We start from the raw sequence: 22,624 nt of genomic DNA, 5'->3' as shown, positions 1-22,624 counted from the left end.
CCCCTTTTGTTCCCACGCATAGATTTCCGGTATATTGGACATGCGTCCTGAATAACGGATTGACCCATCAAATGCCTTGGGCCATTACTTGTCAAGCAGGATCGGCTACATTCGCCGCCGATCCAATTCGCATTGAGGAAACGCCCGCATGACCCTGCCGATCGAAACTCCCGCCGTGCTGGTCGATCTCGATATCGCCCGTCGCAATGTCGTTGCGTTTCAGGCCTATGCCGACCGGCACGGCATCCGCGTGCGCCCGCACATAAAGACCCACAAGCTTCCGCAGATGGCGGAGCTGCAGCTCGATGCAGGGGCGATCGGCATCACCTGCCAGAAGGTGACGGAGGCGGAGGCGATGGTCGACGGCAGCGCCCGGATCAAGGACGTGCTGATCACCTACAACCTCCTCGGCGAGGAGAAGCTCGCGCGGCTGGCGCGGCTCAACGAGAGGGTGACGGTCAGCGTCGTTGGGGACAATGCGACCGTCGTCGACGGGCTCGCAGCTTTCTTCGCCGATGCCGGTAAGCCCTTGACCGTGCTCGTCGAATGCAACACCGGGGCAGATCGCTGCGGCGTCGGGACTCCGTCCGAGGCGGCGCGCCTTGCCCGGCGCATCGCCGAGGCACCGGGACTGCGCTTCGGCGGATTGATGACCTATCCGCCGGCCGATGGCGCCGCACGCGTCCAGGCCTTCATGAGCGAGGCGAAGCGGCTGATCGAGGCAGAGGGGCTCGAAGTTCCGTGCATTACATCAGGGGGCACGCCCGGTATGATGCAGGCAGCCGAAGCGCCGATAGCAAGCGAGCACAGGCCGGGCACGTACATCTACAACGATCGGTCGCTGGTTGCCCGTGGCGTGGCATCATGGGAAGACTGTGCCCTCACAGTGCTCGCGACCGTGGTCTCGGTTCCCAGCGAAAACCGGGCGATCATCGACGCCGGCAGCAAGGTCCTGACATCCGACCTGCTAGGTCTCACCGGCTACGGCCACGTGCTCGGCCGCGACGACATACGTATCGACCAGCTCTCCGAGGAGCATGGCCGCCTTGTCTCGGACGGTCCGATCGGTCTCCATGTCGGCGAACTGGTCCGCATCGTTCCGAACCATGCCTGCGTCGTGACCAACATGGTCGACGCAGTCCACGTCATCGAGAGCGGGGGGCCAAAAGGGACATGGCCGGTTGTCGCCCGCGGCCGCGTCCTCTGATCGGCGCCCGGTCACGACGCCGCAAAGGGAGAGCTCAGGGCCTGTCGTCAGCCGAAAACTATTAGTCCACTATTTCAGTGCATTTCTAAAATGTCGTGCTATCTTATCGGCGATGTGGCCCAAGACCGATGACAGGCACGGCATTCTTTCAGCAGCTCGCATATTGATAGGACTTTTCAAGAATCCACCTCGAAGCATCATAAGTTTGCGTTGCCGTAGTCTACCAAATCGGTAGCTTTATCTGGCAAAAGATGGAGGTCGAAATGAGCTCGAATAGTCTTGCCGGAATAGTGAAATTGGCGCTTATCGTCGGAAGCCTGCAACTTGGCTCGATTAGCCTCGCGCATGCGGACACGACAATTCTGAACGTGTCCTACGACCCGACTCGGGAGCTTTACAAGGAATTCAATGCGGCCTTTGCCGAAAAATGGCAGGCCGACACCGGCGAAACCGTGACGATCCAGACATCGCATGGCGGTTCCGGCAAGCAGGCCCGTTCGGTCATCGACGGCCTGGAGGCGGACGTCGTGACGCTGGCACTCGAAGCGGATATCGACGCGATCGCCAAGGAAAGCGGCAAGATCCCCGTCGATTGGAAGTCCCGCTTCGATAACAACAGCGCGCCCTACACCTCGACCATCGTCTTCCTCGTCCGCAAGGGCAACCCCAAAGGCATCAAGGATTGGGGCGATCTCGTCAGGGAGGATGTGCAGGTGATCACGCCCAACCCGAAGACTTCGGGCGGCGCTCGCTGGAATTTCCTGGCCGCCTGGGCCTGGGCACGTGCCGCCAATAACGGAGACGATGCGAAGGCGCAAGAATATGTGGCGCAGCTCTTCAAGCATGTGCCGGTTCTCGACACCGGCGCGCGCGGCGCGACGACCACCTTCGTCCAGCGCGGCCTTGGCGATGTGTTGCTGGCCTGGGAGAACGAAGCCTATCTGTCACTGGAAGAGCTGGGCCCCGATAATTTCGACATCGTCACGCCGTCGATCTCGATCAAGGCCGAGCCCCCCGTTGCGCTGGTCGATGGCAACGTCGACAGCAAGGGCACGCGCAAGGTCGCCGAGGCCTATCTCGACTATCTCTACAGCGATGTCGGGCAGAAGATCGCGGCCAAGCACTACTACCGGCCGTTCAAGCCTGAACTGGCGGATCCCAAGGACACCGCGCGCTTCACCGAATTGAAGCTCGTATCGATCGACGATTTCGGCGGCTGGAAGGAAGCTCAGCCGAAATTCTTCGGCGATGGCGGGGTCTTCGACCAGATCTACAGACCGGGGCAATGATATCCATGGCCGCTCGCAGCAGCACGCGATGGCGGTTCCGGCAGCCGAGCGTCATTCCGGGTTTCGGATTGGCGCTCGGCGTCACGCTGGCATGGCTCACCATCATCGTCCTCATTCCTCTCTCCGGTCTGCTGTGGCGCTCCAGTGGCCTCGGATGGTCGAAATTCATGGAGCTGGCGCTTGACGAGCGCACGGTCAACGCATTGACGATCAGCTTCGGCACGGCCTTCATCGCAGCCGTCGTCAACCTCGTCTTCGGCGTGCTCCTCGCCTGGGTTCTCGTGCGCTATCGCTTCCCCGGCAAGCGCGTGATCGACGCCATGGTCGATCTGCCCTTCGCCCTGCCGACAGCGGTCGCCGGCATTGCACTGACGACGCTTTATGCGCCGAACGGCTGGATCGGCTCGCTGCTCGCTCCGCTCGGCATCAAGATCGCCTTCACCCCTGCCGGGATCGTCGTGGCGCTGATCTTCGTCGGCTTGCCCTTCGTCGTGCGTACCGTGCAGCCGATCATGGAAGAGATCGACAAGGAAGTCGAAGAGGCGGCTGCGACCCTCGGCGCCACCCGCTTCCAGACGATCAGCCGGGTCTTGTTGCCCGGTCTCCTGCCTGCCGGGTTGACCGGCTTCGCACTCGCCTTTGCCCGCGGCGTCGGCGAATATGGTTCGGTGATCTTCATCGCCGGCAACCTACCCTATGTCTCGGAGATCGCGCCGCTTCTGATCGTCATCCGCCTGGAGGAGTTCAACTATCCGGCAGCAACTGCGATCGCCGCGGTGATGCTCCTGCTTTCCTTCATGATGCTGCTGGTCATCAATGTGATCCAGGCGTGGAGCAGACGGAGATATGGTTATGGCGCATGATGCCGGCTACGCCTCTAATACGCTTGTGACGGCCGCAACGTCGGAAACGCGGCTTTCGCGCGTGGTCCTGACCATCGTAGCGCTCGGTTTCGTCGCGCTCTTCCTGCTTCTGCCGCTCGCCACGGTGTTCATCGAGGCGTTCCGCAAAGGAGCGATGGAGTTCGTCACGGCGCTTGGCGATCCCGAGACCTTTTCCGCAATCCGGTTGACACTGCTCGTCGCGGGGATCGCCGTGCCGCTCAATCTCGTCTTCGGGGTGGCGGCTGCCTGGGCCATCGCGAAATTCGAGTTCAAGGGCAAGGCGTTCCTGACGACGCTGATCGACCTTCCCTTCTCCGTTTCGCCTGTGATCTCCGGCCTCGTTTTCGTGCTGCTTTTCAGCTCCCACAGCGTGCTCGGACCGATCCTGCAGAGCTACGGCATCCAGATCCTCTTTGCCGTTCCCGGCCTCGTGCTCGCCACCGTCTTCGTGACCTTCCCCTTCGTCGCGCGTGAATTGATTCCGCTGATGCAGGAACAGGGAACGGCCGACGAGGAAGCGGCACTCTCGCTCGGGGCCACCGGCTGGCAGACCTTCTGGCATGTGACGCTTCCCAATATAAAATGGGGCCTGCTCTACGGCGTGCTTCTTTGCAATGCCCGCGCCATGGGCGAGTTCGGTGCGGTCTCGGTCGTGTCCGGCCATATTCGCGGCCAAACGAACACCATGCCGTTGCAGGTCGAAATCCTCTATAATGAATATAATTTCGTCGCCGCATTTGCGGTGGCAGCGCTCCTCGCGCTCCTGGCGCTGGTAACGCTCGTTTTGAAGACTGCTCTTGAACTTCGCTACAGCGACGAGATCGCTGCCAGCCGCAGGCACTGAAAGGTCCAGACCTCCATGGAAGTCCGCGTCCAGAACATACGCAAGGAATTCGGCCGCTTTCCCGCACTCGAAGACGTTTCCCTCGACATCCGGTCGGGTGAACTGATCGCGCTCCTCGGCCCCTCCGGCTCCGGCAAGACCACGCTGCTGAGGCTGGTCGCCGGGCTCGAAAGCCCGACCGAAGGTACGATTTTCTTCGGCGACGAGGATGCGTCGAAAAAGACCGTGCAGGAACGCAACATCGGCTTCGTTTTCCAGCATTACGCGCTTTTCCGCCACATGACGGTGCTCGACAACGTCGCCTTCGGTCTGAAGGTGCGGCCCGCCAAACTGCGGCCGGCGGCTGCCGACATCCGCCGCAGGGCGCTCGACCTGCTGGAACTGGTGCAGCTCTCCGGGCTGGAGAAACGCTACCCGGCCCAGCTTTCCGGCGGGCAGCGCCAACGCGTCGCACTCGCCCGCGCCATGGCCGTCGAACCCAACGTTCTGCTCCTCGACGAGCCTTTCGGCGCGCTCGATGCGCAGGTGCGCAAGGAGCTGAGGCGGTGGCTGCGCGAAATCCACGACCGCACCGGCCACACGACGATCTTCGTCACCCACGACCAGGAGGAAGCACTCGAGCTTGCCGACCGCGTCGTCGTGATGAGCAAGGGCGCGATCGAGCAGGTCGGCACGCCCGACGAGATCTATGACCATCCGGTCTCGCCCTTCGTCTACGGCTTCATCGGCCAGTCGAACTGCCTCGACGTCACCCTCGCCAATGGTGAAATCTGGCACGAGGACCGCCCGATCGGCCTTCGTGCCGGGAACGAGCCGGACGGCCCCGCAACCCTCTATTTCCGCCCGCACGACGTGGAACTCATCGACGGCTGCGGCGGTTGCCTCGCCGGCCTGGTCACGGCCAGCCGGCGCGTGGCTGGCACCCGGCATCTGGAACTCGATCTCGGACGTACCCACCCTCCGGTCGAGATCGAACTCCCGCCGGAACGCGCCGCCTCCACCGACCACACGCGCATCGCCTTCCGGCCGACGCGATGGAAGCTATTCCGCAAGGGGGGACAGAAGGCGGCGGCACCGCCGATAGAGGCGGAGGCGCCCGTGCTCGCAGCCACCGGCACGTGAGGCGGTGAACCTGGGCTGCGGAAGCGCGGTTACGCGCGGTCTACACGCCGGGCTTTGATCTGCCGAATTAATCGGTTCCGATCAAATGAATCCTGCGGTAGAAACCGTTCCATGTCTGTTATCGATGATCTCACGAGCGCACTCGGCGATGCCGTGCTCACCGGCGACCGGATCGCCGAACGTCACCGCGGTGATGCGAGCCTCACGGGCCGGATTCTCCCTTTGGCGGTCGTTCGCCCGGCGAGCGTTGCCGAGGTCGCCGACGCGCTGAGGATCTGCAACGCGCATCGCCAGGCCGTGGTGCCGCAGGGCGGCTTGACCGGGCTCGCCGGCGGCGCCAATCCGTGCGCTGGCGACGTTGCCATTTCGCTGGAGAGACTTTCCGGCATCGAGGAGATCGATGCTGCGGCGGGTACGATGACGGTTCTCGCCGGAACACCTCTCGAAGTCGCCCAGCGCGCGGCCGAGGATGCGGGTTTCCTGTTGCCGATCGATCTAGGGGCCCGCGGCTCCTGCCAGGTCGGCGGCAATCTGGCCACGAATGCCGGCGGCATCCGGGTCATCCGCAACGGTGTGGCGCGCGACAATGTGCTGGGGCTCGAGGCCGTTCTTGCCGACGGAACCGTGCTTTCGTCGATGAACAAGATGATCAAGAACAACACCGGCTACGACCTGCGGCAGCTCTTCATCGGTTCGGAAGGCACGCTCGGCATTATCACGCGGGCGGTGCTGCGCCTGCGCCCGCTACCGGCCGGGCGGCTGACGGCGCTCTGCGCGCTCGACAGCTATGAGAATGTCGTCGCCCTGCTCAAGCGGGCACAGAAGGAACTCGCCGGCCTCTCCGCATATGAGGCAATATGGGAGAGCTATTTCCGTTTCAATTGTGTGGCCGAAGGGCTCAGGCTCTTCGAAGCCACTCCCGCTTTCGCAGTCATCGTGGAAGAGGACCTGCAAGGCCATGAAGCGGAACGCGAACGGTTCGAAGCGTTTCTCGGGCGAGCCCTGGAGGACGGCGTGATCGACGACGCGCTGATCGCGCAATCGCAAAAGGAGGTTCAAACCTTCTGGCGTATCCGCGAGGGCCACGCGCTGGACCGGCTGCCCCTGCTCCTCAACTTCGATGTCAGCCTGCCGATCGGCGAAATCGGCCGCTTCGCCGACGAATGCGGCAAGGCGCTTCGGGCCAAGTTCCCCGAAGCGCACGTGTCGTTCTTCGGCCATGTCGGCGACAGCAACCTTCACATCGCCTTTTCCGTTCCGGGCGCAACCGAGGAAACGGCGCACGCGGTCGACGCCGTCGTCTACGGACTGGTCGGCATCTATAGCGGCTCGGTATCGGCCGAGCACGGGATCGGCCTCGTGAAGCGCGACTTTCTCGATCGCTCCCGCAGTCCGGCGGAACTCGAACTCATGCGGCGCATCAAGAATGCGCTCGACCCGAACGGCATTCTCAATCCCGGCAAGGTGCTGGGCTCGATTTAGCGTGGAAATTTGCCCCTCACCCTAACCCTCTCCCCGTCGAACGGGGAGAGGGGACGAAGTCGGCGCTGCTAGTCCCCTTCGCCCCGCCTGCGGGGAGAAGGTGGCCGGCAGGCCGGATGAGGGCACTTTTTGGGCTCAAACCCATGAGGCGGGCGATTTCGGCAGCCGGCCATCGGGATCGATGACGTCGAGACGCGGTTCTTCCGCACCGTTCCAGCGCCAGAGCGCGACGCAGGTGCCGCCGGGCGACATGAAGGATGGATAGATCACCCCGTGATAGTCGCGCGCCAGAAGCTCCGACTGCAGCCTGTGGGTCTCCGGCACCGCGCCTTTGTCGAGCGCATCACGCCATTCGCAGCGATGGATCGCCTCATCCACACCAAGCTCCAGAAGAACGCTGGCATCCGTGAGGTCCGCGAGCCTCGCCCCGCGCAACTCGAGCTGCACGATGAGCGCCGGATGCTGGACGAAACCCTGATTATATTCAGCCCAGGCAGTGGAAAGCTCGCGCGCAGCATAAATCGCAGGCATGCCGATCGGGTTCCAGCGGCCACCGAAGCGAGCGGCACCCGCGCCGGATAGCGGCATATGTGCCCAGCGCGGAACGAAGGCGCGCCAGAGCGTTATCGGCTCGACCGGCGACGTCGGTTCCGAATCGGGTCGCGATGCGGGCGGAATGTGTTTCCTCATCCCGTCTTAAGCGTAGACGCCGGCACGTACCGATTCGAGATAGGCGAGCACCTTGTCGGCCTTGCCCTCGCCGACCAGATCGAACGCCGTCTTGCCGCCCCAGCCGGGGATAGGCTGGTGCTTGAACCAGATGACGGCGCGGGCTTCGTCGCCCGCCATTTCGGAAGCCATGGCGAGGATGCGGACGACCTTGCTCAAGGCGCTGTCGACCTTCCGGGCGCCGGATTTCGCCGTCAGCGTATTGCGGGCGACACCGATCAGCTTGGCGAGTTCGGCGAGCGTGACGCCTAACCAGTCGGCGACAAGGCGGGCCGAGAGAAACGGGGAATGATCGTCCCCGAAACGGGCTGCAGCTATCTGGAAATCAACGGCCATCATGAGAAATCGATCCTGGTTTGATCGGGTCCCTGTAAAAATAGGGTCGATTTCCCATCAATTCAAGCGCAATCTCGGCTCATTGCCGCCAGGAGGGATTGCGCCGTTCGAAGAAGGCCGACACGCCCTCCCGTGCTTCGTCCGTTTCCCAGGTATCGGCAAGCTGCTCTATCGTTGCGGCGATGACGGCGTCGGTGATGGGAAGGCCCAGCGACCGCGCAAGCCGCTTCGCCCGCCCGGCAGCGCCCGGAGCCGCGACGAGATAGGCCGTCACCGCGGCTTCGACCGCCCCGTCCAGCATGGTGCCGTCGACGACCGTCGTCACGAAGCCCGCGACCTTCGCCTCCTCCGCACCGAACACCCGCGCCGACATGAACAGCGGCCGCGCCCTCGCCTCGCCTGTCCGGGCAATGACATATGGGCTGATCGTCGCCGGGATCAGCCCGAGGCGCGTTTCGGTCAGGCCGAATTGAGCACCGGAAGCGGCGATCACCGTGTCGCAGACGCTGATCAGCCCGACGCCGCCGCCGAAGGCGTTCCCATGCACGCGTGCGATGAGCGGCTTCGGCAGATCGTTCAGCGCCTTCAACATCATCGCAAGCCGCGTCGCCTCGGCAATCCGCGTCGGCCGGTCGGCGGAAAACTGCTGACGCATCCAGTCGAGATCGCCGCCGGCACAGAAACTCTTGCCTTCCGCGTCGAGAATGACGGCCCTGATCGATGCATCGGTTGCGAGCCGGCCTGCGACGGCCGTCAATTCGCCGATCATGGTGGCGGAAAGCGCATTGTGCTTTTCCGAACGGGCAAGCGTCACCCGGGCGACCCCGCGCTGGTCGATGGCACAACGGATCGTATCGAAGGTCATGCTGTGCTCCTCAGCGATCGTGCAAAAGCAGCGGCGCGGTCGAGTTTTTCCGAGTTGAGGCCGGTGGCAAAACCCTGCGCCTCGAGAAAGGCGTTCACGGCAAGCGTATCGACATTGCCGGCCGCTCCCGGCGCATAAGGACAGCCGCCGAGCCCGCCGGCGGAGGCGTCGAAAACCCTGATACCGCGCTCCAGTGCCACCGCGATATTCTCCAGTGCCCGGCCGGACGTATCGTGGAAATGTCCGGCGAGTTTCGGTGCATCGATCTCGCGGAGCGCCGCGGCCAGCATCGCATCAACCGCTTCCGGCGTGCCGCGCCCGATCGTGTCGCCGAGACTGATCTCGTAGCAGCCGAGGTCGGCAAGCAGCCGCGCGACGCGGGCGGTCTCCGCCGGCACGATCGCGCCCTCATAGGGACATTCGACGACACAGCTCACATAGCCCCGCAGGGGAACGCCTCGATGCCGGCTTGCCTCGGCGACCGGCCGAAAACGCTCGATGCTTTCGGCAATCGAGCAGTTGATGTTCTTTTCGGAGAAGCTTTCCGACGCCGAGGCAAAGATCGCCACCTCGTCGGCGCTAGCCGCAAGCGCCGCCTCGAAGCCGCGCATATTGGGCGTCAGTGCCGCGTAACGCGTGCCCGGCCGCCGGACGATACCAGCCATGACAGCCGGCGCGTCGGCCAATTGCGGTACCCAGCGGGGACTGACGAAGCTCGTTACTTCGATGCGCTCGTAACCGCAGTCGGAGAGCAGATCGACGAGCCCGACCTTGTCCTCGGTAGCAACGAGCCGCGACTCGTTTTGAAGACCGTCGCGCGGCGCCACCTCGACAATCGTGACGCGCTCCTTTGCCGGCGACGTCATTGCGCAGCCTCCTCCATCAGCGTCACGAGCACTGTGCCCTCGCTGACCTGAGCGCCTTCCGCCACATGCACATTGGCGATCGTGCCCTCGCGTGAGGCCGAGAGCGTCAGTTCCATCTTCATCGCCTCCATCACGACAAGCGCCTGTCCCTTTGTCACTGCGTCGCCGGCGCCGACCCGCACCAGCTTCACGAGACCCGGCATCGGCGCGACCAACTCGTCGTCGGCGATCTCGCTGCTCTGCCCGCCGGTCAATCCGTCCGGCACATGGAACACCAGGTTGCGCCCGCCATGGAAGAGCGTCAACGCCTCGCGATCCCGTGAGAAACGGATCAGGCGCTTCTGCCCGGCCACCTCGAGCCGGGCACCGCCCTCGAAGCGGTCGAGCACGAGGACGGGCAGCGTGCTCGCACCGGCACGCACGGCGAACTGGTCACGGCCGCGCGAAGCCAAGGTGACGGTTGCGCGCACGTCCGCATGGGCGATCACCACCATGCGGTGCGCGTCGCCCCAGATCTGCCAGGAGCCGAGCGACGACCATGGATCGGTCGACCTATTCGGGTCGAGCGCGCCGATCGAAACTATCGCCGCCAGCGCCAGCGCCTCGTCACCAGGTGCGACCGGAGCGGTCAGTCGCTCGATCTCCCGGTCGATCAGCCCCGTATCCGGGTGGCCAGAGCGGAAATCATGCTCTTCCGTCAGGCGGATGAGAAAGTCGCGGTTCGTGACCGTGCCGCCTATGCGGCATTCCTTGAGAGCATCCTGCAACCGGCCGAGCGCCGCCGAACGGTTCTGGCCATGTACGATCAACTTGGCAATCAGCGGATCGTAATAGGGCGTGATCGTATCCCCCTGCCGGACGCCGGAATCGACCCGCGAAGTCCCCTCGGGAAAGCTCAATTCCGTCAGCCGGCCGGTCGCCGGCAGGAAGCCCCGGGCCGGATCCTCCGCATAGAGGCGCGCCTCGAAGGCCCAGCCGTTCATTGAAATATCGGCCTGTTTCTTCGGCAGCGGCTCGCCGCTAGCGACCCGCAACTGCCATTCCACGAGATCGATGCCGGTGATCGCTTCCGTGACGGGATGCTCCACCTGCAGCCGCGTGTTCATCTCCATGAAATAGAAGTGATCCGGCCAGAGGCCGTTGGTCACGTCGGCGATGAACTCCACGGTGCCTGCACCGACATAGCCGATCGCCTGGGCGGCCCTGACCGCGGCATCCCCCATCGCACGGCGGACCTCGGCCGTCATGCCGGGCGCCGGCGCCTCCTCTATCACCTTCTGATGCCGGCGTTGCAGCGAGCAGTCGCGCTCGAAGAGGTGGACGATATTGCCGTGCCGGTCGCCGAAGACCTGCATCTCGATGTGACGCGGCTTCGTCAGATAGCGTTCGAGAAGCACCGAACCGTCGCCGAAGGCGGATTCGGCCTCCCGCCGTGCGGCCTCCAGCGCGGGGCCGAAATCCTCCTGCCGCTCGACCCGGCGCATGCCTTTGCCGCCGCCGCCCGCCCGCGCCTTGATCAGCACCGGATAGCCGATTTCCCGTGCCCTGTCGGCAAGAAAGGGTGCATCCTGCTCTTCGCCGTGGTAGCCGGGCACGACCGGTACGCCGGATCGTTCCATGAGAGCCTTGGCCGCGTCCTTGAGACCCATGGCGCGGATTGCGGCCGGCGGCGGCCCGACGAATATCATGCCTGCTTCTGCGACAGCCTCCGCGAAATCGGCGTTCTCCGACAGGAAACCATAGCCCGGATGAATGGCTTGTGCGCCGACGCTTCTTGCCGCTTGAACGATAGGAGCGCTCGCCAGATAGCTTTCGGCGGCGGGCGCCCCCCCGATCCGGATCGCCTCGTCGGCGAGCGCCACGTGCAGCGCGTCTCCGTCAGCGTCGGAATAGACGGCGACGGTGCGGATGCCGAGCCGTCGCGCGGTGCGGAGGATGCGGCAGGCGATTTCACCGCGATTGGCAATCAGGAGCTTCGAAAACATACGCCTCTTTTCCAATCTATTGCGCCGCGACCACTTCGACTTCCATGAGCCAGGCCGAATCGAAAATGCCGGTGATCACCACCGTCATTGCCGGAGCCAACGAGCCGAGATAGTCGTTGCGGATCTCGCGGTTCTCCATGACGTGCTGCCTGTCGGCGAGATAGGTCGTGACCTTGACGATGTCGGTTTTCGACATGCCGGCCGCCTTGAGCTGCGCATCGACGTTCAGCCAGACCTGGCGCGCCTGCGCCTCGAAGCCCTCCGGCACGACGTCGTCCGACGTTACCGGAATTTGGCCGCTGACGAAAAGCACGCGCCGGAAATCCTCGATGCTGACAGCCTGTGAATACCCCCCGCGCGGCTGCGGTGCATTCAGGGCATTGATGTTGTCGCGTTTCATCTCGGGACCTCTCGTCACATTCTGAACAGTCCGAAGCGCGTCTCCTCGATCGGCGCGTTCAAGGCCGCCGACAGAGACAGCGCCAGCACGTCGCGGCTCTTGCGCGGATCGATCACGCCGTCATCCCAAAGCCTTGCCGACGCATAGAGCGGGTGGCTCTGACGTTCGAATAGATCGAGCACCGGTTGGCGGAAGCGGGCCTCCTCCTCTTCACTCCATGGTTTTCCTGACCGCTTCAAGGCTTCGCCGCGCACCGAGGAGAGCACGCCTGCCGCCTGTTCGCCGCCCATGACCGAAATGCGGCTGTTCGGCCAGGTCCAGAGAAAGCGCGGCGAGAAGGCGCGCCCGCACATCCCGTAATTGCCTGCCCCGAACGATCCGCCGACCAGCATGGTGATCTTTGGCACCTTCACGGTCGCGACTGCGGTCACCAGCTTGGCGCCGTGCTTGGCAATTCCCTCTGTCTCGTATTTGCGGCCGACCATGAAGCCGGTGATGTTCTGCAGAAAGACGAGCGGAATCCTGCGCTGCGCGCAGAGCTCCACGAAATGCGCTCCCTTGACGGCCGATTCCGAGAAGAGCACGCCATTGTTGGCGACGATGCCGACTGGAATGCCGTGGAGATGGGCGAAACCGCAGACGAGCGTGGTGCCGAACCGCGCCTTGAACTCGTCGAAGCGGGAACCGTCGACAAGCCGGGCGATCACCTCGCGGATCTCATAGGGTGTCTTGAGGTCGGCCGGGACGATGCCGGCGATTTCCTCCGGATCGTAGAGTGGCGGCTCCGGCTCGATGCGCTCGACCGTCCAGGGCTTCTCACGGTTCAAGGCCGAAACGGCGCGGCGCGCCAATGCCAACGCATGCGCATCGTCGCGCGCAAGGTGATCGGCAACGCCCGAAAGGCGCGTGTGGACGTCGGCGCCGCCAAGGTCCTCGGCCGAGACGACCTCTCCGGTCGCCGCGCGAACGAGCGGCGGGCCTGCGAGAAAAATAGTGCCCTGCTTTTCGACGATGATCGCTTCGTCGGACATGGCCGGCACATAGGCGCCGCCCGCCGTGCAGGATCCCATGACCACCGCGATCTGAGGGATGCCAGCCGCCGACATGTTGGCCTGGTTGTAGAAGATGCGGCCGAAATGGTCCCGATCCGGAAAGACCTCGTCCTGGTTCGGCAGGTTCGCGCCGCCGGAATCGACAAGATAGACGCAGGGGAGCCGGTTCTCCGCCGCGATCTCCTGCGCGCGCAAATGCTTCTTGACCGTCAGCGGATAGTAGGTGCCGCCTTTGACCGTCGGATCGTTGCAGACGATCATGCACTCGCGCCCGGAAATCCGGCCGATGCCGGTGATCAGGCCCGCGCCCGGCGCATCGTCGTTGTACATCCCATATGCGGCGGTGGCTCCGACCTCCAGAAAAGGCGTGCCCGGATCGATGAGAGTAGCAAGCCGGTCCCGCGGCAGGAGCTTGCCGCGGCTGACGTGGCGCTCGCGCGCCGTCTCGCCGCCGCCGGCTGCGGCCAGGCGCACCGCGTCCTCGATCGTCGCGATGGCCTCCGTCATGGCCGCGCGGTTCGCCTTGAACTCCTCCGAGGATGGCGAAATGTGCGAACGCAATACTGTCATGCTCCCCCCAAGCGTTACCTATTCGGCCTATTTCGTTTCGGCAAAGAGCTCCCGTCCGATCAGCATGCGACGGATCTCGCTCGTGCCCGCGCCGATCTCGTACAGCTTGGCGTCGCGCAGCAGCCGGCCTGCCGGATAATCGTTGGTGTAGCCATTGCCGCCCAGCGCCTGTATCGCCTCCAGCGCCATGGCGGTCGCCTTTTCCGCCGCATAGAGAATACAGCCGGCCGCGTCCTTACGCGCAGTCTCGCCACGGTCGCAGGCGGCCGCCACGGCATAGACATAGGCCCGCGCGGCATTCATCGTCACATACATGTCGGCAAGCTTTCCCTGCATCAACTGGAACTCGCCGATCGGTTGCCCGAACTGCTTGCGCTCATGGAGATAGGGGACGACGACATCGAGGCAAGCGGCCATGATCCCGAGCGGTCCGGCAGAAAGCACGACCCGCTCATAATCGAGGCCGGACATAAGCACCTTGACGCCCTCACCCACGCCGCCGAGCACGTTTTCCTCCGGCACCTCGCAATCCGTGAAGATGAGTTCCGACGTGTTCGATCCGCGCATGCCGAGCTTGTCGAGCTTTTGGCCGGCCGAGAAGCCGGGAAATGCCTTTTCCACCAGGAAAGCGGTGATGCCGCGCGGTCCGGCTGCCGGATCGGTCTTGGCGTAGACGACCAGGACATCTGCGTCCGGGCCGTTGGTGATCCACATCTTGCTGCCGTTCAGGACATAACGGTCGCCGCGCTTGTCTGCCTTGAGTTTCATCGAAACAACATCGGAGCCGGCGCCGGGCTCGGACATGGCAAGCGCCCCGACATGCTCGCCCGAAATCAGCTTCGGCAGATATCTGCTCTTCTGTGCCGGTTTGCCGTTGCGGTTGATCTGATTGACGCAGAGATTGGAGTGGGCGCCGTAGCTCAAGCCCACCGAAGCGGATGCGCGGCTTATCTCTTCCATCGCCACGCAATGGGCGAGATAGCCGAGTCCCGCACCGCCATGTGCCTCGTCGGCAGTGATGCCGAGCAGGCCGAGTTCTCCCATCTCCCGCCAGAGCGACATGGGAAAGGCATTGCTGCGGTCGGCATCGTCGGCAAGCGGCGCGATTCGCTCGGAAGCGAAGCGGCGCACACTCGCGCGCAGCGCATCGATCTCCTCGCCGAGCGCGAAGTTCAATCCGGCTTCAAACATTTCCATCTCCTCCCGACGCCCGCTCCACGATCTCCCCATCGCCAAGCAGAGGCGAGCCGCTGCGATCTGTCGCCGCCGCACGCCTATCGTCGTGAACGATAACATCGCCGTCGGCTAATTTCCTTCCAAAGAGCTGGCGTGCCAAGCACGATGTGCAAAGACGGCGGCAGGCATTGCGAAACGCAACCTTACAGACGGGCGAGACCTGCAAGCGCCTCGCGGACGATCTCCGCCAGCGGCTGGGCGACGTCTACGGCGACCGTCCTTACCTCCCCCCTCGGGTCCTCGAGCGCCTCAAGCTGCGTCTGCAGCAATGAGGACGGCATGAAATGCCCTGTGCGGTGGTGCATCCGCTCCGCAAGCACGGACTCGCTGCCGTGGAGAAAGACGAAGGCCAGGCCACCGGGAGCACTTTCTCGAAGCTTGTCCCTGTAGCTGCGCTTAAGGGCGGAGCAGGAAACGACGACCGGCTCCCGGCTCGCCAGCCGCTCTCCGATCGCAGCGAGCCACGGCCAGCGGTCGTCGTCGGTGAGCGGAATCCCCTCGGACATTCTCCTGATGTTTTCCGGAGGATGGAGCGCGTCGCCTTCGATGAAGGGATAGCCGCAAGCCTCGGCGATCGCCTCCCCCACCGACGATTTGCCGCTGCCCGAGACGCCCATGACGACGATCGAGCCGGGAAAGCGCCGTGCCGCGGTTGCTTCTGATTTGTACTCAACACTCATTGTCTCAGGCTTTCACTCCCTACTGATGTTCCCTTGGATCCTATCCGATTCGACGACAACGTCTCGATACATGAATGCTGCGCCTTGCCCCCGGTGCGGCACTGCCGGCCGGCGTTTCGAACTCGGCAATCATTGGAAAGTTGAGTTTTGCCACAGAAAGCGGCGCGTGCTGATTGCATCGCGGCGTCCATTCAAGCAAACTTATATGCCATAAGCTGAATCGAACTCGCGAGGAGACTACCAGATGAACAAAAAGGATCCTAACCCGATCGATGCCTTTGTCGGCTCGCGTGTTCGCATGCGCAGGCTGATGATAGGTCTGAGCCAGGAAAAGCTCGCCGACGGGCTCGGCATCACCTTTCAGCAAGTCCAGAAATACGAAAAAGGCACCAACCGCATCGGCGCCAGCCGGTTGCAGGCAATCGCCGACATACTCGGCGTCCATCCGAGCTTTTTCTTCCAGCAGGACGAAGGCAGTGTCCACTCGGGCAAGCCCGCTGCCGATGTTCACGAGTCCCAGGAGATTTCATCCTTCGTCGCCTCGAAGGAGGGTATCGCTCTAAACCGGGCCTTCCTGAAGATCACTGACCCGGTGCTTCGCAAGAAGATCATCTCCCTCGTCGCGGCTATGGCGCAAACGCCCGAGGCGGATCAGGCCCCGGCCCAATCCGGAACTCGCCACGCGGAATCACTCCATGGCTGACGATCGCCATGAACATAGCTGTCCGTGACGACGATTGGCGGCGGACAGGCTGCCTCCGCCGTTTTCAAATCCACTGAGGCGGAATGAAAGTCGCATTCGTTGGCCCGACCGTTCCCGATGCAGTGCGGTTGGCCGGCGACACACTCACGATCCGCCCGCCTGCCAGGCAGGGCGATGTTCTCCGGGCGGTGCGCGACGGCGCTGCGGCGATCGGCCTTATCGACGGCAACTTCGAATATGTCGCCCCCGTCTGGCACAAGGAAATTCTCTTCGCCCTTTCCGAGGGCGTGGCCGTCTTCGGCGCAGCGAGCATGGGTGCTCTACGCGCGGCCGAGTGCGCAGATTTCGGAATGGCCGGCATCGGCGAGATCTTTCGCCAATATGTAACTGGCGAGGCCGAGGACGATTCCGACGTGGCACTGCTCCACGCTCCCGAGGAACTCGGCTACGCGCCGCTGACCATTCCCCTCGTCAATGTCAGGGCCACCCTCCGCCGGCTCCTGGAACTGCGATCGCTGTCCGTCGAAGATGCCGCTTGCGTCGAAGAAGCCGTCTCCTCCTTGTTCTACAAGGAACGGACCTGGGGTGCGATCGCTGCGCGCGCGCGACTGATGACGAGCGGCGATGCGCTGATCGGGAAACTGCGGTCAGGCTATGTCGATCAGAAGCGGGCCGACGGCCTTGAACTTCTGGAAGCCCTGCGCAGCCACACAGGCGAACGGGAGCACGTGAAATGCCAATGGACGTTCCATGCGACCAGCCTCTGGGAGAGAGCACGTGACCCGTTGCCGTCTTCCACAAGTGAACCTGCCTGAATTTGCGCCAAGCGGGTCCCCATTAGCCTAACATTTAGTCATTACAGTATTTCGCAAAATATTTAGGCAAATCTATATTGCGGAAATTGCTGCATCGCATCATGATACGGCATGACCCATCGCGACCTCACCATTCTTGTGATTGACGAGAACGCCATCCGCGCGTCTATCATCGAGGAAGGACTGCGCGAAGCAGGACACGGCAAGGTCACCGTGATCCATGAGGTTCACGGTGTCGCCCGGGTCATCGAGACGCTCCGGCCCGACGTGATCGTCATAGACATCGAAAACCCTAACCGGGACATGATGGAGCATCTTTTCCAGCTGACCCGCACGGTGGGTCGGCCGATCGCCATGTTCGTGGACCGCTCCGACACGGCCTCTATCGAGGCGGCGGTCGAGGCAGGCGTCTCGGCCTACATCGTTGACGGCCTGAAGAAGGAGCGCGTCAAGCCGATCCTTGACATGGCTGTCAGCCGCTTCAAGGCCTTCAGCCGGCTTCAGCGCGAACTGGCGGAGGCCAAATCCGCGCTCGAGGAGCGCAAGCTCGTCGAGCGCGCCAAAGGTATTCTCATGAAAATGCGCGGTCTTTCCGAAGACGAGGCATTCGCGCTGCTGCGCCAGACGGCGATGAACGAGAAGAAAAAGATTTCGGAGATCGCGCAAAGCGTCGTGACCGCCGCCGGATTGCTGATCCGGTGACCGGCCGCTCTTTTGCTGCGGTACCTCGGGAGACACCGGAGTGAACATATTGACGAACAAAAGTGAATTCAGCGGCGAGAACCTCTCCGCCGGCGGCGCCCTGCCCGCGCCGGGAAGCATCCGCCACGAGGGTTCGCGCACCGTCCGCGCCGGATTCATCCCCCTCGTGGATGCGGCCGTGCTGATCGCCGCCGCCGAATTCGGCTTTGCGCAGCGCGAAGGCATCACCCTCGAACTCGTCAAGGACGTCTCCTGGGCGAATGTGCGCGACAGGCTTGCCTTTCGTCAGTTCGACGTGGCCCACATGCTTTCACCCATGCCGGTTGCCGCCATGCTCGGTCTCGGCTCCAATCCGTCGCCGACGATTGCGCCCTTTTCCCTGGGGCGCGGCGGCAACGCCATCACGCTCTCGACACGGCTCTACGGGCTCATGCAGCAGGCAGGAGGGCTCGGTGGAGGCGAGGATGCGTTGAAGAATGCCAAGGCCCTGGCGGCGGTCATCCGCAGCGCGGGGGCAGCCGGCAAGCCGCCGCTGACGCTCGGCGTCACCTACCCCTTCTCGTCCCATAACTACGAGTTCCGCTACTGGCTCGCGGCCGGCGGCATCGATCCCGACCGCGACGTCAAGCTCGTCGTGGTGCCGCCGCCAATGACCTCCGACGCGCTGGCGGCGGGCGCGATCGACGGCTTTTGCGTCGGTGCGCCCTGGAACATGGTCGCATCCGAACGCGGCGTCGGCCGCATCGTCGCGACCAAGCAGGACATCTGGCCCTCGGCACCGGAAAAGGTCATCGGCATGCGTCCCGAATGGGCGGAGGCCAATAGGGATACGGTCTCGCGCCTGATCGTCGCGCTCGACCGCGCCGCCCGCTGGTCGGACGAACCGGCCAACCGCGGCCGCCTTGCGGAAGTCCTGGCAGAGGAGCGCCACGTGGCCGCGCCGGCCAACATCATCCGCCGGGTACTTGCGGGCGAATTCGCAATCGACCCGGAGGGAAACCGCCGCGTCGTCGAGAACTATCTCGTCTTCCATGCAGACTTTGCCAACTTCCCGCGTCCCAGTCAGGCGCTCTGGACCTACAGCCAGATGGTGCGCTGGGGACAGACATCCTTGTCGAGGCAGCGAGTTGACGCGGCCATCTCGGCCTATCGTCCGGATCTCTATCGCGAGGCGCTCGGCAAGGATGCCTTGCCGGCCGACGCGGACGGCGGCAGGCTCGAAGGAGCAACGGACGGCGATCGCTTCATGGACGGCCACGTCTTCGATCCGGGCAGGATCGAGGACTATATCAAGTCCTTTGGGGCTCCTTCCGTCGTCAATTCTCGAGTCGGTCGTCATCCTCGGGCCTGACTCGAGGATCCACACACGAGCCTCACAAGGTCGGAGCGCTCACATCAGCCGTCAAACCTGTAGTCCTCGATCGATTGTTGCTTCATTTCGATCGAGAAGCCAGGCCGCTCGGGCGGCATGTAAGCGGCGTTGCGGATCACGCACGGGTCCAGGAAGTGTTCGTGCAGGTGGTCGACATATTCGATCACCCGCCCGTCCTTCGTGCCGGAAACGGCAACGTAATCGATCATGGAAAGGTGCTGCACATATTCGCAGAGGCCGACGCCGCCGGCGTGCGGCCAGACGGGCAGCCCGTATTTGGCGGCGATCAGCAGCACCGCCAGCACCTCGTTCAGTCCGCCCATGCGGCAGGAATCGATCTGCACGATATCGATCGCACCCTCGGCGATGAACTGCTTGAACATGATGCGGTTCTGGCACATCTCGCCGGTCGCGACCTTGACTGGTCCGATCGCTTCGCGGATCTTTCGGTGCCCGGCGACATCGTCCGGGCTCGTCGGCTCCTCGATGAAGAAGGGCTTGGCAAAGGCGAGCTTTTGCACCCATTCGATCGCCTCGCCCACTTCCCAGACCTGGTTCGCGTCGATCATCAGGTACCTGTCGGGGCCGATCACTTCACGGGCGATCCTCAGCCGGCGGATATCGTCGTCGAGGTCACGCCCGACCTTCATCTTGATGTGATCGAAGCCTGCGTCGACCGCCTCCTGCGCAAGCCGCCGGAGCTTTGCGTCGTCATAGCCGAGCCAGCCGGCAGAAGTCGTGTAGCAGGGGTAGCCCTCCTTCTCGAGCGTCGCGATCCGCTCGGCCTTGCCGGGTTCGGCACGCCGCAGGATCTCGACCGCGTCGTCGCGGGTGAGAACATCCGTCAAGTAGCGGTAGTCGACGATGTCGGCGATCTCTTCCGCCGGCATGTCGGCGACGAGACGCCACACCGGCTTGCCGGCGTGCTTTGCGAGGAGGTCCCAGACGGCGTTGACTATGGCGCCGGTCGCAAGATGGATCGCGCCCTTTTCCGGGCCGATCCAGCGCAGCTGGCTGTCGCTCGTCAGGTGCCGCCAGAAGCGGCCGGGATGCTTCAAAATGTTGCTGATGTCCTGGCCGACCACGAGATGCCGCATGGCCTCGATCGCCATGCAGCATATGTCGTTGCCGCGCCCTATGGTGAAGGTGAGGCCGTGACCCGCCAGCCCCGGCCGATCCGTGTCGAGGATGACGTAAGCCGCCGAATAGTCCGGATCCGGGTTCATGGCGTCCGAACCGTCGAGGCTCGCCGAGGTCGGAAAGCGAAGGTCGAAGACGCGAAGGTCGGTGATGCGGGTCATGTTTGCTCCAATAGACCTGCAGCGCCGCGCGCCTTTTCGGGCGCGCGGAGATCACTGCGGCACTTTGATGCTGCCTGTTCGTGTCCTTCAGTCGAATAGGACCGAAGGAAACATTCGATTAGCTCAGGCGTCGGCGCGAACGCGCTGCTTCTGGCTGCCGAGGCCCTCTATGCCGAGTTCGACGACGTCGCCGGCCTTCAGATAGCGCGGCGGCTTCATGCCCATGCCGACGCCCGGCGGCGTGCCCGTCGAGATGATATCACCGGGGCGCAGCGACATGAACTGCGACAGATAAGAGACGAGATAGGCGGCGCCGTAGACCATCGTCTTGGTCGAGCCGTCCTGCATCGTCTCGCCGTTGACCTTCAGCCACATTGCGAGATCCTGCGGGTCCGCCACCTCGTCCTTGGTGACAAGCCACGGTCCGGTCGGCCCGAAGGTGTCGCAGGATTTGCCCTTCGTCCACTGACCGTGACGTTCCGTCTGGAAAGCGCGTTCGGAGACATCGTGGACCGTGCAATAGCCGGCGACGTAGTCGAGTGCCTCGGCTTCGCTCACATATTTCGCCGTCTTTCCGATCACGATGCCGAGTTCCACTTCCCAGTCGGTCTTTTCCGAACCACGCGGCAGGACCAGATCGTCGTTCGGCCCGACGATCGCGGAGGTCGCCTTCATGAAGATGATCGGCTCCGGCGGCACGGTCGCGCCCGTCTCGGCGGCGTGATCGGAATAGTTGAGGCCGATGCAGATGAACTTTCCCGTACCTGCGACGCAGGGACCAAGCCTCGGATTGCCGGACACGGCGGGCAGCGTCTCGACATCGAGATTCGCGAGTTCGTCAAGCTTGCTGGGGTCGAGCGCCCCGGCGGCGAGATCGGATACGTGGCCGGAAAGATCGCGGATGATGCCGTCGGAACCGAGAAGACCCGGCTTTTCCTGGCCCGGGTCGCCATAACGAAGAAGTTTCATGTGCTTTTCCCTGATTGAGCGTTCAAATGGTCCAGCCGCCGTCGATGGCGTAGGCCTGGCCGGAGGTGTAGGTGGCGCCGGCGAGATAGACGGCAAGGTCGGCGATCTCTTCGGGCGTGCCGAGGCGGCCCATCGGCTGGCGGGAGATAAAGGCCGCACGCGCCGTTTCGTAGTCTCCCTGTGCCCGCATGCGGCTTTCGAGCGACGGGCTTTCGACCGTTCCCGGGCAGATCGCATTGCAGCGAATGCCGTCGCCTACATAATCCGCCGCAACGGCTTTCGTCAGCCCGATGACGGCTGCTTTGGTCACGCCATAGGCGAAGCGGTTCGGCACGCCTTTAATGCTGGAGGCCACCGAGGCCATATTGACGATCGACCCGTCCTTGCGTGCGATCATGCCGGGCAGCACCGCACGGATGGTGCGGATCATCGACTTCACGTTCAGATCGAAGGCGAAATCGAGGTTCTCGTCCTTCATCGTGAGCACCGAGCCTGCATGGACGAAACCGGCGCAGTTGAAAAGCACGTCCACGGCCCCGATCTCCGCGACCAGCGCTTCGACCGCAGCGGTGTCGAGGACGTCCAGCCGGTGGGTGCTGATGCCCGCCTCACCTTCAAGGCTACCAACGGCGTCCGCGTTGATATCGGTCGCATGGACCTTGGCACCGGCCTTGGCGAAGGCAAGTGCGGTTGCGCGTCCTATGCCCTGCGCCGCAGCTGTTACGAGGACGACCTTTCCGGCAAGGTTCGCTGTCATTGGATAGTTCCCTCAGGTTTGCGTTCGACGATCAGAATGTGATCCGCGGCAAGAACGACCTCGCCGCGCTGGTTGATGACCTCGCACCGCTCGACGACCCGGCCGGCCCTCGGGCGCTTCGGATCGTCTTCCTTGGCGGCGATGGTGACGCGGGTGCGGATCGTATCGCCGATATGGACAGGGCGGACGAATCGCAGACGGTCGTAACCGTAAGAGAAGGCGACCGGGTTGATCAAGGAGGCGGTGAGCCCGACACCGATCGAGAAGATCATCGTGCCGTGGGCAATGCGCTGACCGCCGGGGAGCGTTTTGGCAAACTCCGCGTCCATGTGATGGGGGAAGAAATCACCCGTGTGCCCGGCATGGACCACGAAGTCCGTTTCCGTGATCGTGCGTCCGCTCGTCAGCCGCACATGGCCCTGTTCGTAGTCCTCGTAATAGATCGTCTGCTCGCTCAT

23 protein-coding genes are annotated in these 22,624 nt (G+C 63.5%); 10 read left to right on the top strand and 13 right to left on the bottom strand.

Features of this window, described 5'->3' with window-relative positions:
* Positions 1-148 precede the first annotated feature (148 nt).
* From JOH52_RS26090 to JOH52_RS26065, 6 genes are all read left to right on the top strand, one after another.
* Positions 149-1,207, top strand: coding sequence for a D-TA family PLP-dependent enzyme (locus tag JOH52_RS26090; RefSeq protein WP_017272314.1), 1,059 nt, complete (start codon positions 149-151; stop codon positions 1,205-1,207).
* Between the two features lie 263 nt (positions 1,208-1,470).
* The gene (locus tag JOH52_RS26085) at positions 1,471-2,496 is read left to right on the top strand and encodes a sulfate ABC transporter substrate-binding protein (RefSeq protein WP_020479537.1); all 1,026 of its coding nucleotides are present in this window, start codon (positions 1,471-1,473) and stop codon (positions 2,494-2,496) included.
* A complete protein-coding gene (gene cysT / locus JOH52_RS26080; protein WP_015008365.1) occupies positions 2,493-3,359 on the top strand; it encodes a sulfate ABC transporter permease subunit CysT in 867 nt (288 codons plus the stop codon). The genes JOH52_RS26085 and cysT overlap by 4 nt, the downstream gene beginning before the upstream one ends.
* Positions 3,349-4,224 (top strand): sulfate ABC transporter permease subunit CysW, encoded by an 876-nt coding sequence (gene cysW / locus JOH52_RS26075; protein ID WP_013850796.1) that lies wholly within the window; start codon positions 3,349-3,351, stop codon positions 4,222-4,224. The genes cysT and cysW overlap by 11 nt, the downstream gene beginning before the upstream one ends.
* 15 nt (positions 4,225-4,239) lie before the next feature.
* Positions 4,240-5,346 carry a sulfate/molybdate ABC transporter ATP-binding protein gene (locus JOH52_RS26070; protein ID WP_015008366.1) on the top strand — a complete coding sequence of 369 codons (1,107 nt, stop codon included), beginning with the start codon at positions 4,240-4,242 and terminating at the stop codon, positions 5,344-5,346.
* Between the two features lie 111 nt (positions 5,347-5,457).
* On the top strand, positions 5,458-6,828 hold the full coding sequence (locus JOH52_RS26065) for an FAD-binding oxidoreductase (RefSeq protein ID WP_017272316.1): 1,371 nt from the start codon (positions 5,458-5,460) through the stop codon (positions 6,826-6,828).
* Between the two features lie 135 nt (positions 6,829-6,963).
* On the opposite strand, the gene JOH52_RS26060 is transcribed toward JOH52_RS26065, so the two are convergent.
* From JOH52_RS26060 to JOH52_RS26020, 9 genes are all read right to left on the bottom strand, one after another.
* A complete protein-coding gene (locus JOH52_RS26060) occupies positions 6,964-7,518 on the bottom strand; it encodes an RES family NAD+ phosphorylase (protein ID WP_014530511.1) in 555 nt (184 codons plus the stop codon).
* A 6-nt stretch (positions 7,519-7,524) separates the two neighbouring features.
* The gene (locus tag JOH52_RS26055) at positions 7,525-7,896 is read right to left on the bottom strand and encodes an antitoxin Xre/MbcA/ParS toxin-binding domain-containing protein (protein ID WP_017272317.1); all 372 of its coding nucleotides are present in this window, start codon (positions 7,894-7,896) and stop codon (positions 7,525-7,527) included.
* A gap of 76 nt (positions 7,897-7,972) precedes the next feature.
* Positions 7,973-8,758, bottom strand: a complete 786-nt coding sequence (locus tag JOH52_RS26050; protein ID WP_014530513.1) for a crotonase/enoyl-CoA hydratase family protein — start codon at positions 8,756-8,758, stop codon at positions 7,973-7,975.
* The gene (locus JOH52_RS26045) at positions 8,755-9,624 is read right to left on the bottom strand and encodes a hydroxymethylglutaryl-CoA lyase (protein ID WP_014530514.1); all 870 of its coding nucleotides are present in this window, start codon (positions 9,622-9,624) and stop codon (positions 8,755-8,757) included. The genes JOH52_RS26050 and JOH52_RS26045 overlap by 4 nt, the downstream gene beginning before the upstream one ends.
* Complete coding sequence (locus tag JOH52_RS26040) at positions 9,621-11,609, bottom strand: acetyl/propionyl/methylcrotonyl-CoA carboxylase subunit alpha (RefSeq protein WP_017272318.1); 1,989 nt, start codon at positions 11,607-11,609, stop codon at positions 9,621-9,623. The genes JOH52_RS26045 and JOH52_RS26040 overlap by 4 nt, the downstream gene beginning before the upstream one ends.
* A 16-nt stretch (positions 11,610-11,625) precedes the next feature.
* Positions 11,626-12,009: a RidA family protein gene (locus tag JOH52_RS26035; protein ID WP_010975573.1), complete on the bottom strand. Its 384-nt coding sequence runs from the start codon at positions 12,007-12,009 to the stop codon at positions 11,626-11,628.
* 14 nt (positions 12,010-12,023) lie between these two features.
* On the bottom strand, positions 12,024-13,631 hold the full coding sequence (locus JOH52_RS26030) for a carboxyl transferase domain-containing protein (protein WP_088195182.1): 1,608 nt from the start codon (positions 13,629-13,631) through the stop codon (positions 12,024-12,026).
* A gap of 27 nt (positions 13,632-13,658) precedes the next feature.
* Positions 13,659-14,822: an isovaleryl-CoA dehydrogenase gene (locus JOH52_RS26025; protein WP_010975571.1), complete on the bottom strand. Its 1,164-nt coding sequence runs from the start codon at positions 14,820-14,822 to the stop codon at positions 13,659-13,661.
* 188 nt (positions 14,823-15,010) lie between these two features.
* The gene (locus tag JOH52_RS26020; protein ID WP_015008370.1) at positions 15,011-15,547 is read right to left on the bottom strand and encodes a gluconokinase; all 537 of its coding nucleotides are present in this window, start codon (positions 15,545-15,547) and stop codon (positions 15,011-15,013) included.
* Between the two features lie 244 nt (positions 15,548-15,791).
* Here JOH52_RS26020 and JOH52_RS26015 point away from each other — a divergent pair, with 244 nt between their 5' ends.
* The 4 genes from JOH52_RS26015 to JOH52_RS26000 all read left to right on the top strand — a co-directional run bounded on the left by JOH52_RS26015 (position 15,792) and on the right by JOH52_RS26000 (position 19,118).
* Positions 15,792-16,250: a helix-turn-helix domain-containing protein gene (locus tag JOH52_RS26015; RefSeq protein ID WP_010975568.1), complete on the top strand. Its 459-nt coding sequence runs from the start codon at positions 15,792-15,794 to the stop codon at positions 16,248-16,250.
* 83 nt (positions 16,251-16,333) lie between these two features.
* A complete protein-coding gene (locus JOH52_RS26010; protein WP_015008371.1) occupies positions 16,334-17,065 on the top strand; it encodes a TfuA-like protein in 732 nt (243 codons plus the stop codon).
* Positions 17,066-17,176: 111 nt separating this feature from the next.
* Positions 17,177-17,767 carry an ANTAR domain-containing response regulator gene (locus JOH52_RS26005; protein WP_003534620.1) on the top strand — a complete coding sequence of 197 codons (591 nt, stop codon included), beginning with the start codon at positions 17,177-17,179 and terminating at the stop codon, positions 17,765-17,767.
* A gap of 40 nt (positions 17,768-17,807) precedes the next feature.
* Positions 17,808-19,118, top strand: coding sequence for a CmpA/NrtA family ABC transporter substrate-binding protein (locus JOH52_RS26000; protein ID WP_013850808.1), 1,311 nt, complete (start codon positions 17,808-17,810; stop codon positions 19,116-19,118).
* A gap of 44 nt (positions 19,119-19,162) precedes the next feature.
* On the opposite strand, the gene JOH52_RS25995 is transcribed toward JOH52_RS26000, so the two are convergent.
* The 4 genes from JOH52_RS25995 to JOH52_RS25980 all read right to left on the bottom strand — a co-directional run bounded on the left by JOH52_RS25995 (position 19,163) and on the right by JOH52_RS25980 (position 22,624).
* Positions 19,163-20,440: an L-fuconate dehydratase gene (locus JOH52_RS25995; protein WP_003534624.1), complete on the bottom strand. Its 1,278-nt coding sequence runs from the start codon at positions 20,438-20,440 to the stop codon at positions 19,163-19,165.
* Positions 20,441-20,563: 123 nt separating this feature from the next.
* Positions 20,564-21,409 carry a fumarylacetoacetate hydrolase family protein gene (locus JOH52_RS25990; protein ID WP_015008373.1) on the bottom strand — a complete coding sequence of 282 codons (846 nt, stop codon included), beginning with the start codon at positions 21,407-21,409 and terminating at the stop codon, positions 20,564-20,566.
* Between the two features lie 22 nt (positions 21,410-21,431).
* Positions 21,432-22,166: an SDR family oxidoreductase gene (locus tag JOH52_RS25985; RefSeq protein WP_107010494.1), complete on the bottom strand. Its 735-nt coding sequence runs from the start codon at positions 22,164-22,166 to the stop codon at positions 21,432-21,434.
* The gene (locus tag JOH52_RS25980) at positions 22,163-22,624 is read right to left on the bottom strand and encodes a MaoC/PaaZ C-terminal domain-containing protein (RefSeq protein ID WP_003534630.1); all 462 of its coding nucleotides are present in this window, start codon (positions 22,622-22,624) and stop codon (positions 22,163-22,165) included. The genes JOH52_RS25985 and JOH52_RS25980 overlap by 4 nt, the downstream gene beginning before the upstream one ends.

Origin of the sequence: Sinorhizobium meliloti (assembly GCF_017876815.1) — a bacterium.
In the GTDB taxonomy this organism is placed as follows: Bacteria; Pseudomonadota; Alphaproteobacteria; order Rhizobiales; family Rhizobiaceae; genus Sinorhizobium; species Sinorhizobium meliloti.
This window is presented reverse-complemented; position numbering and strand designations above follow the sequence as displayed.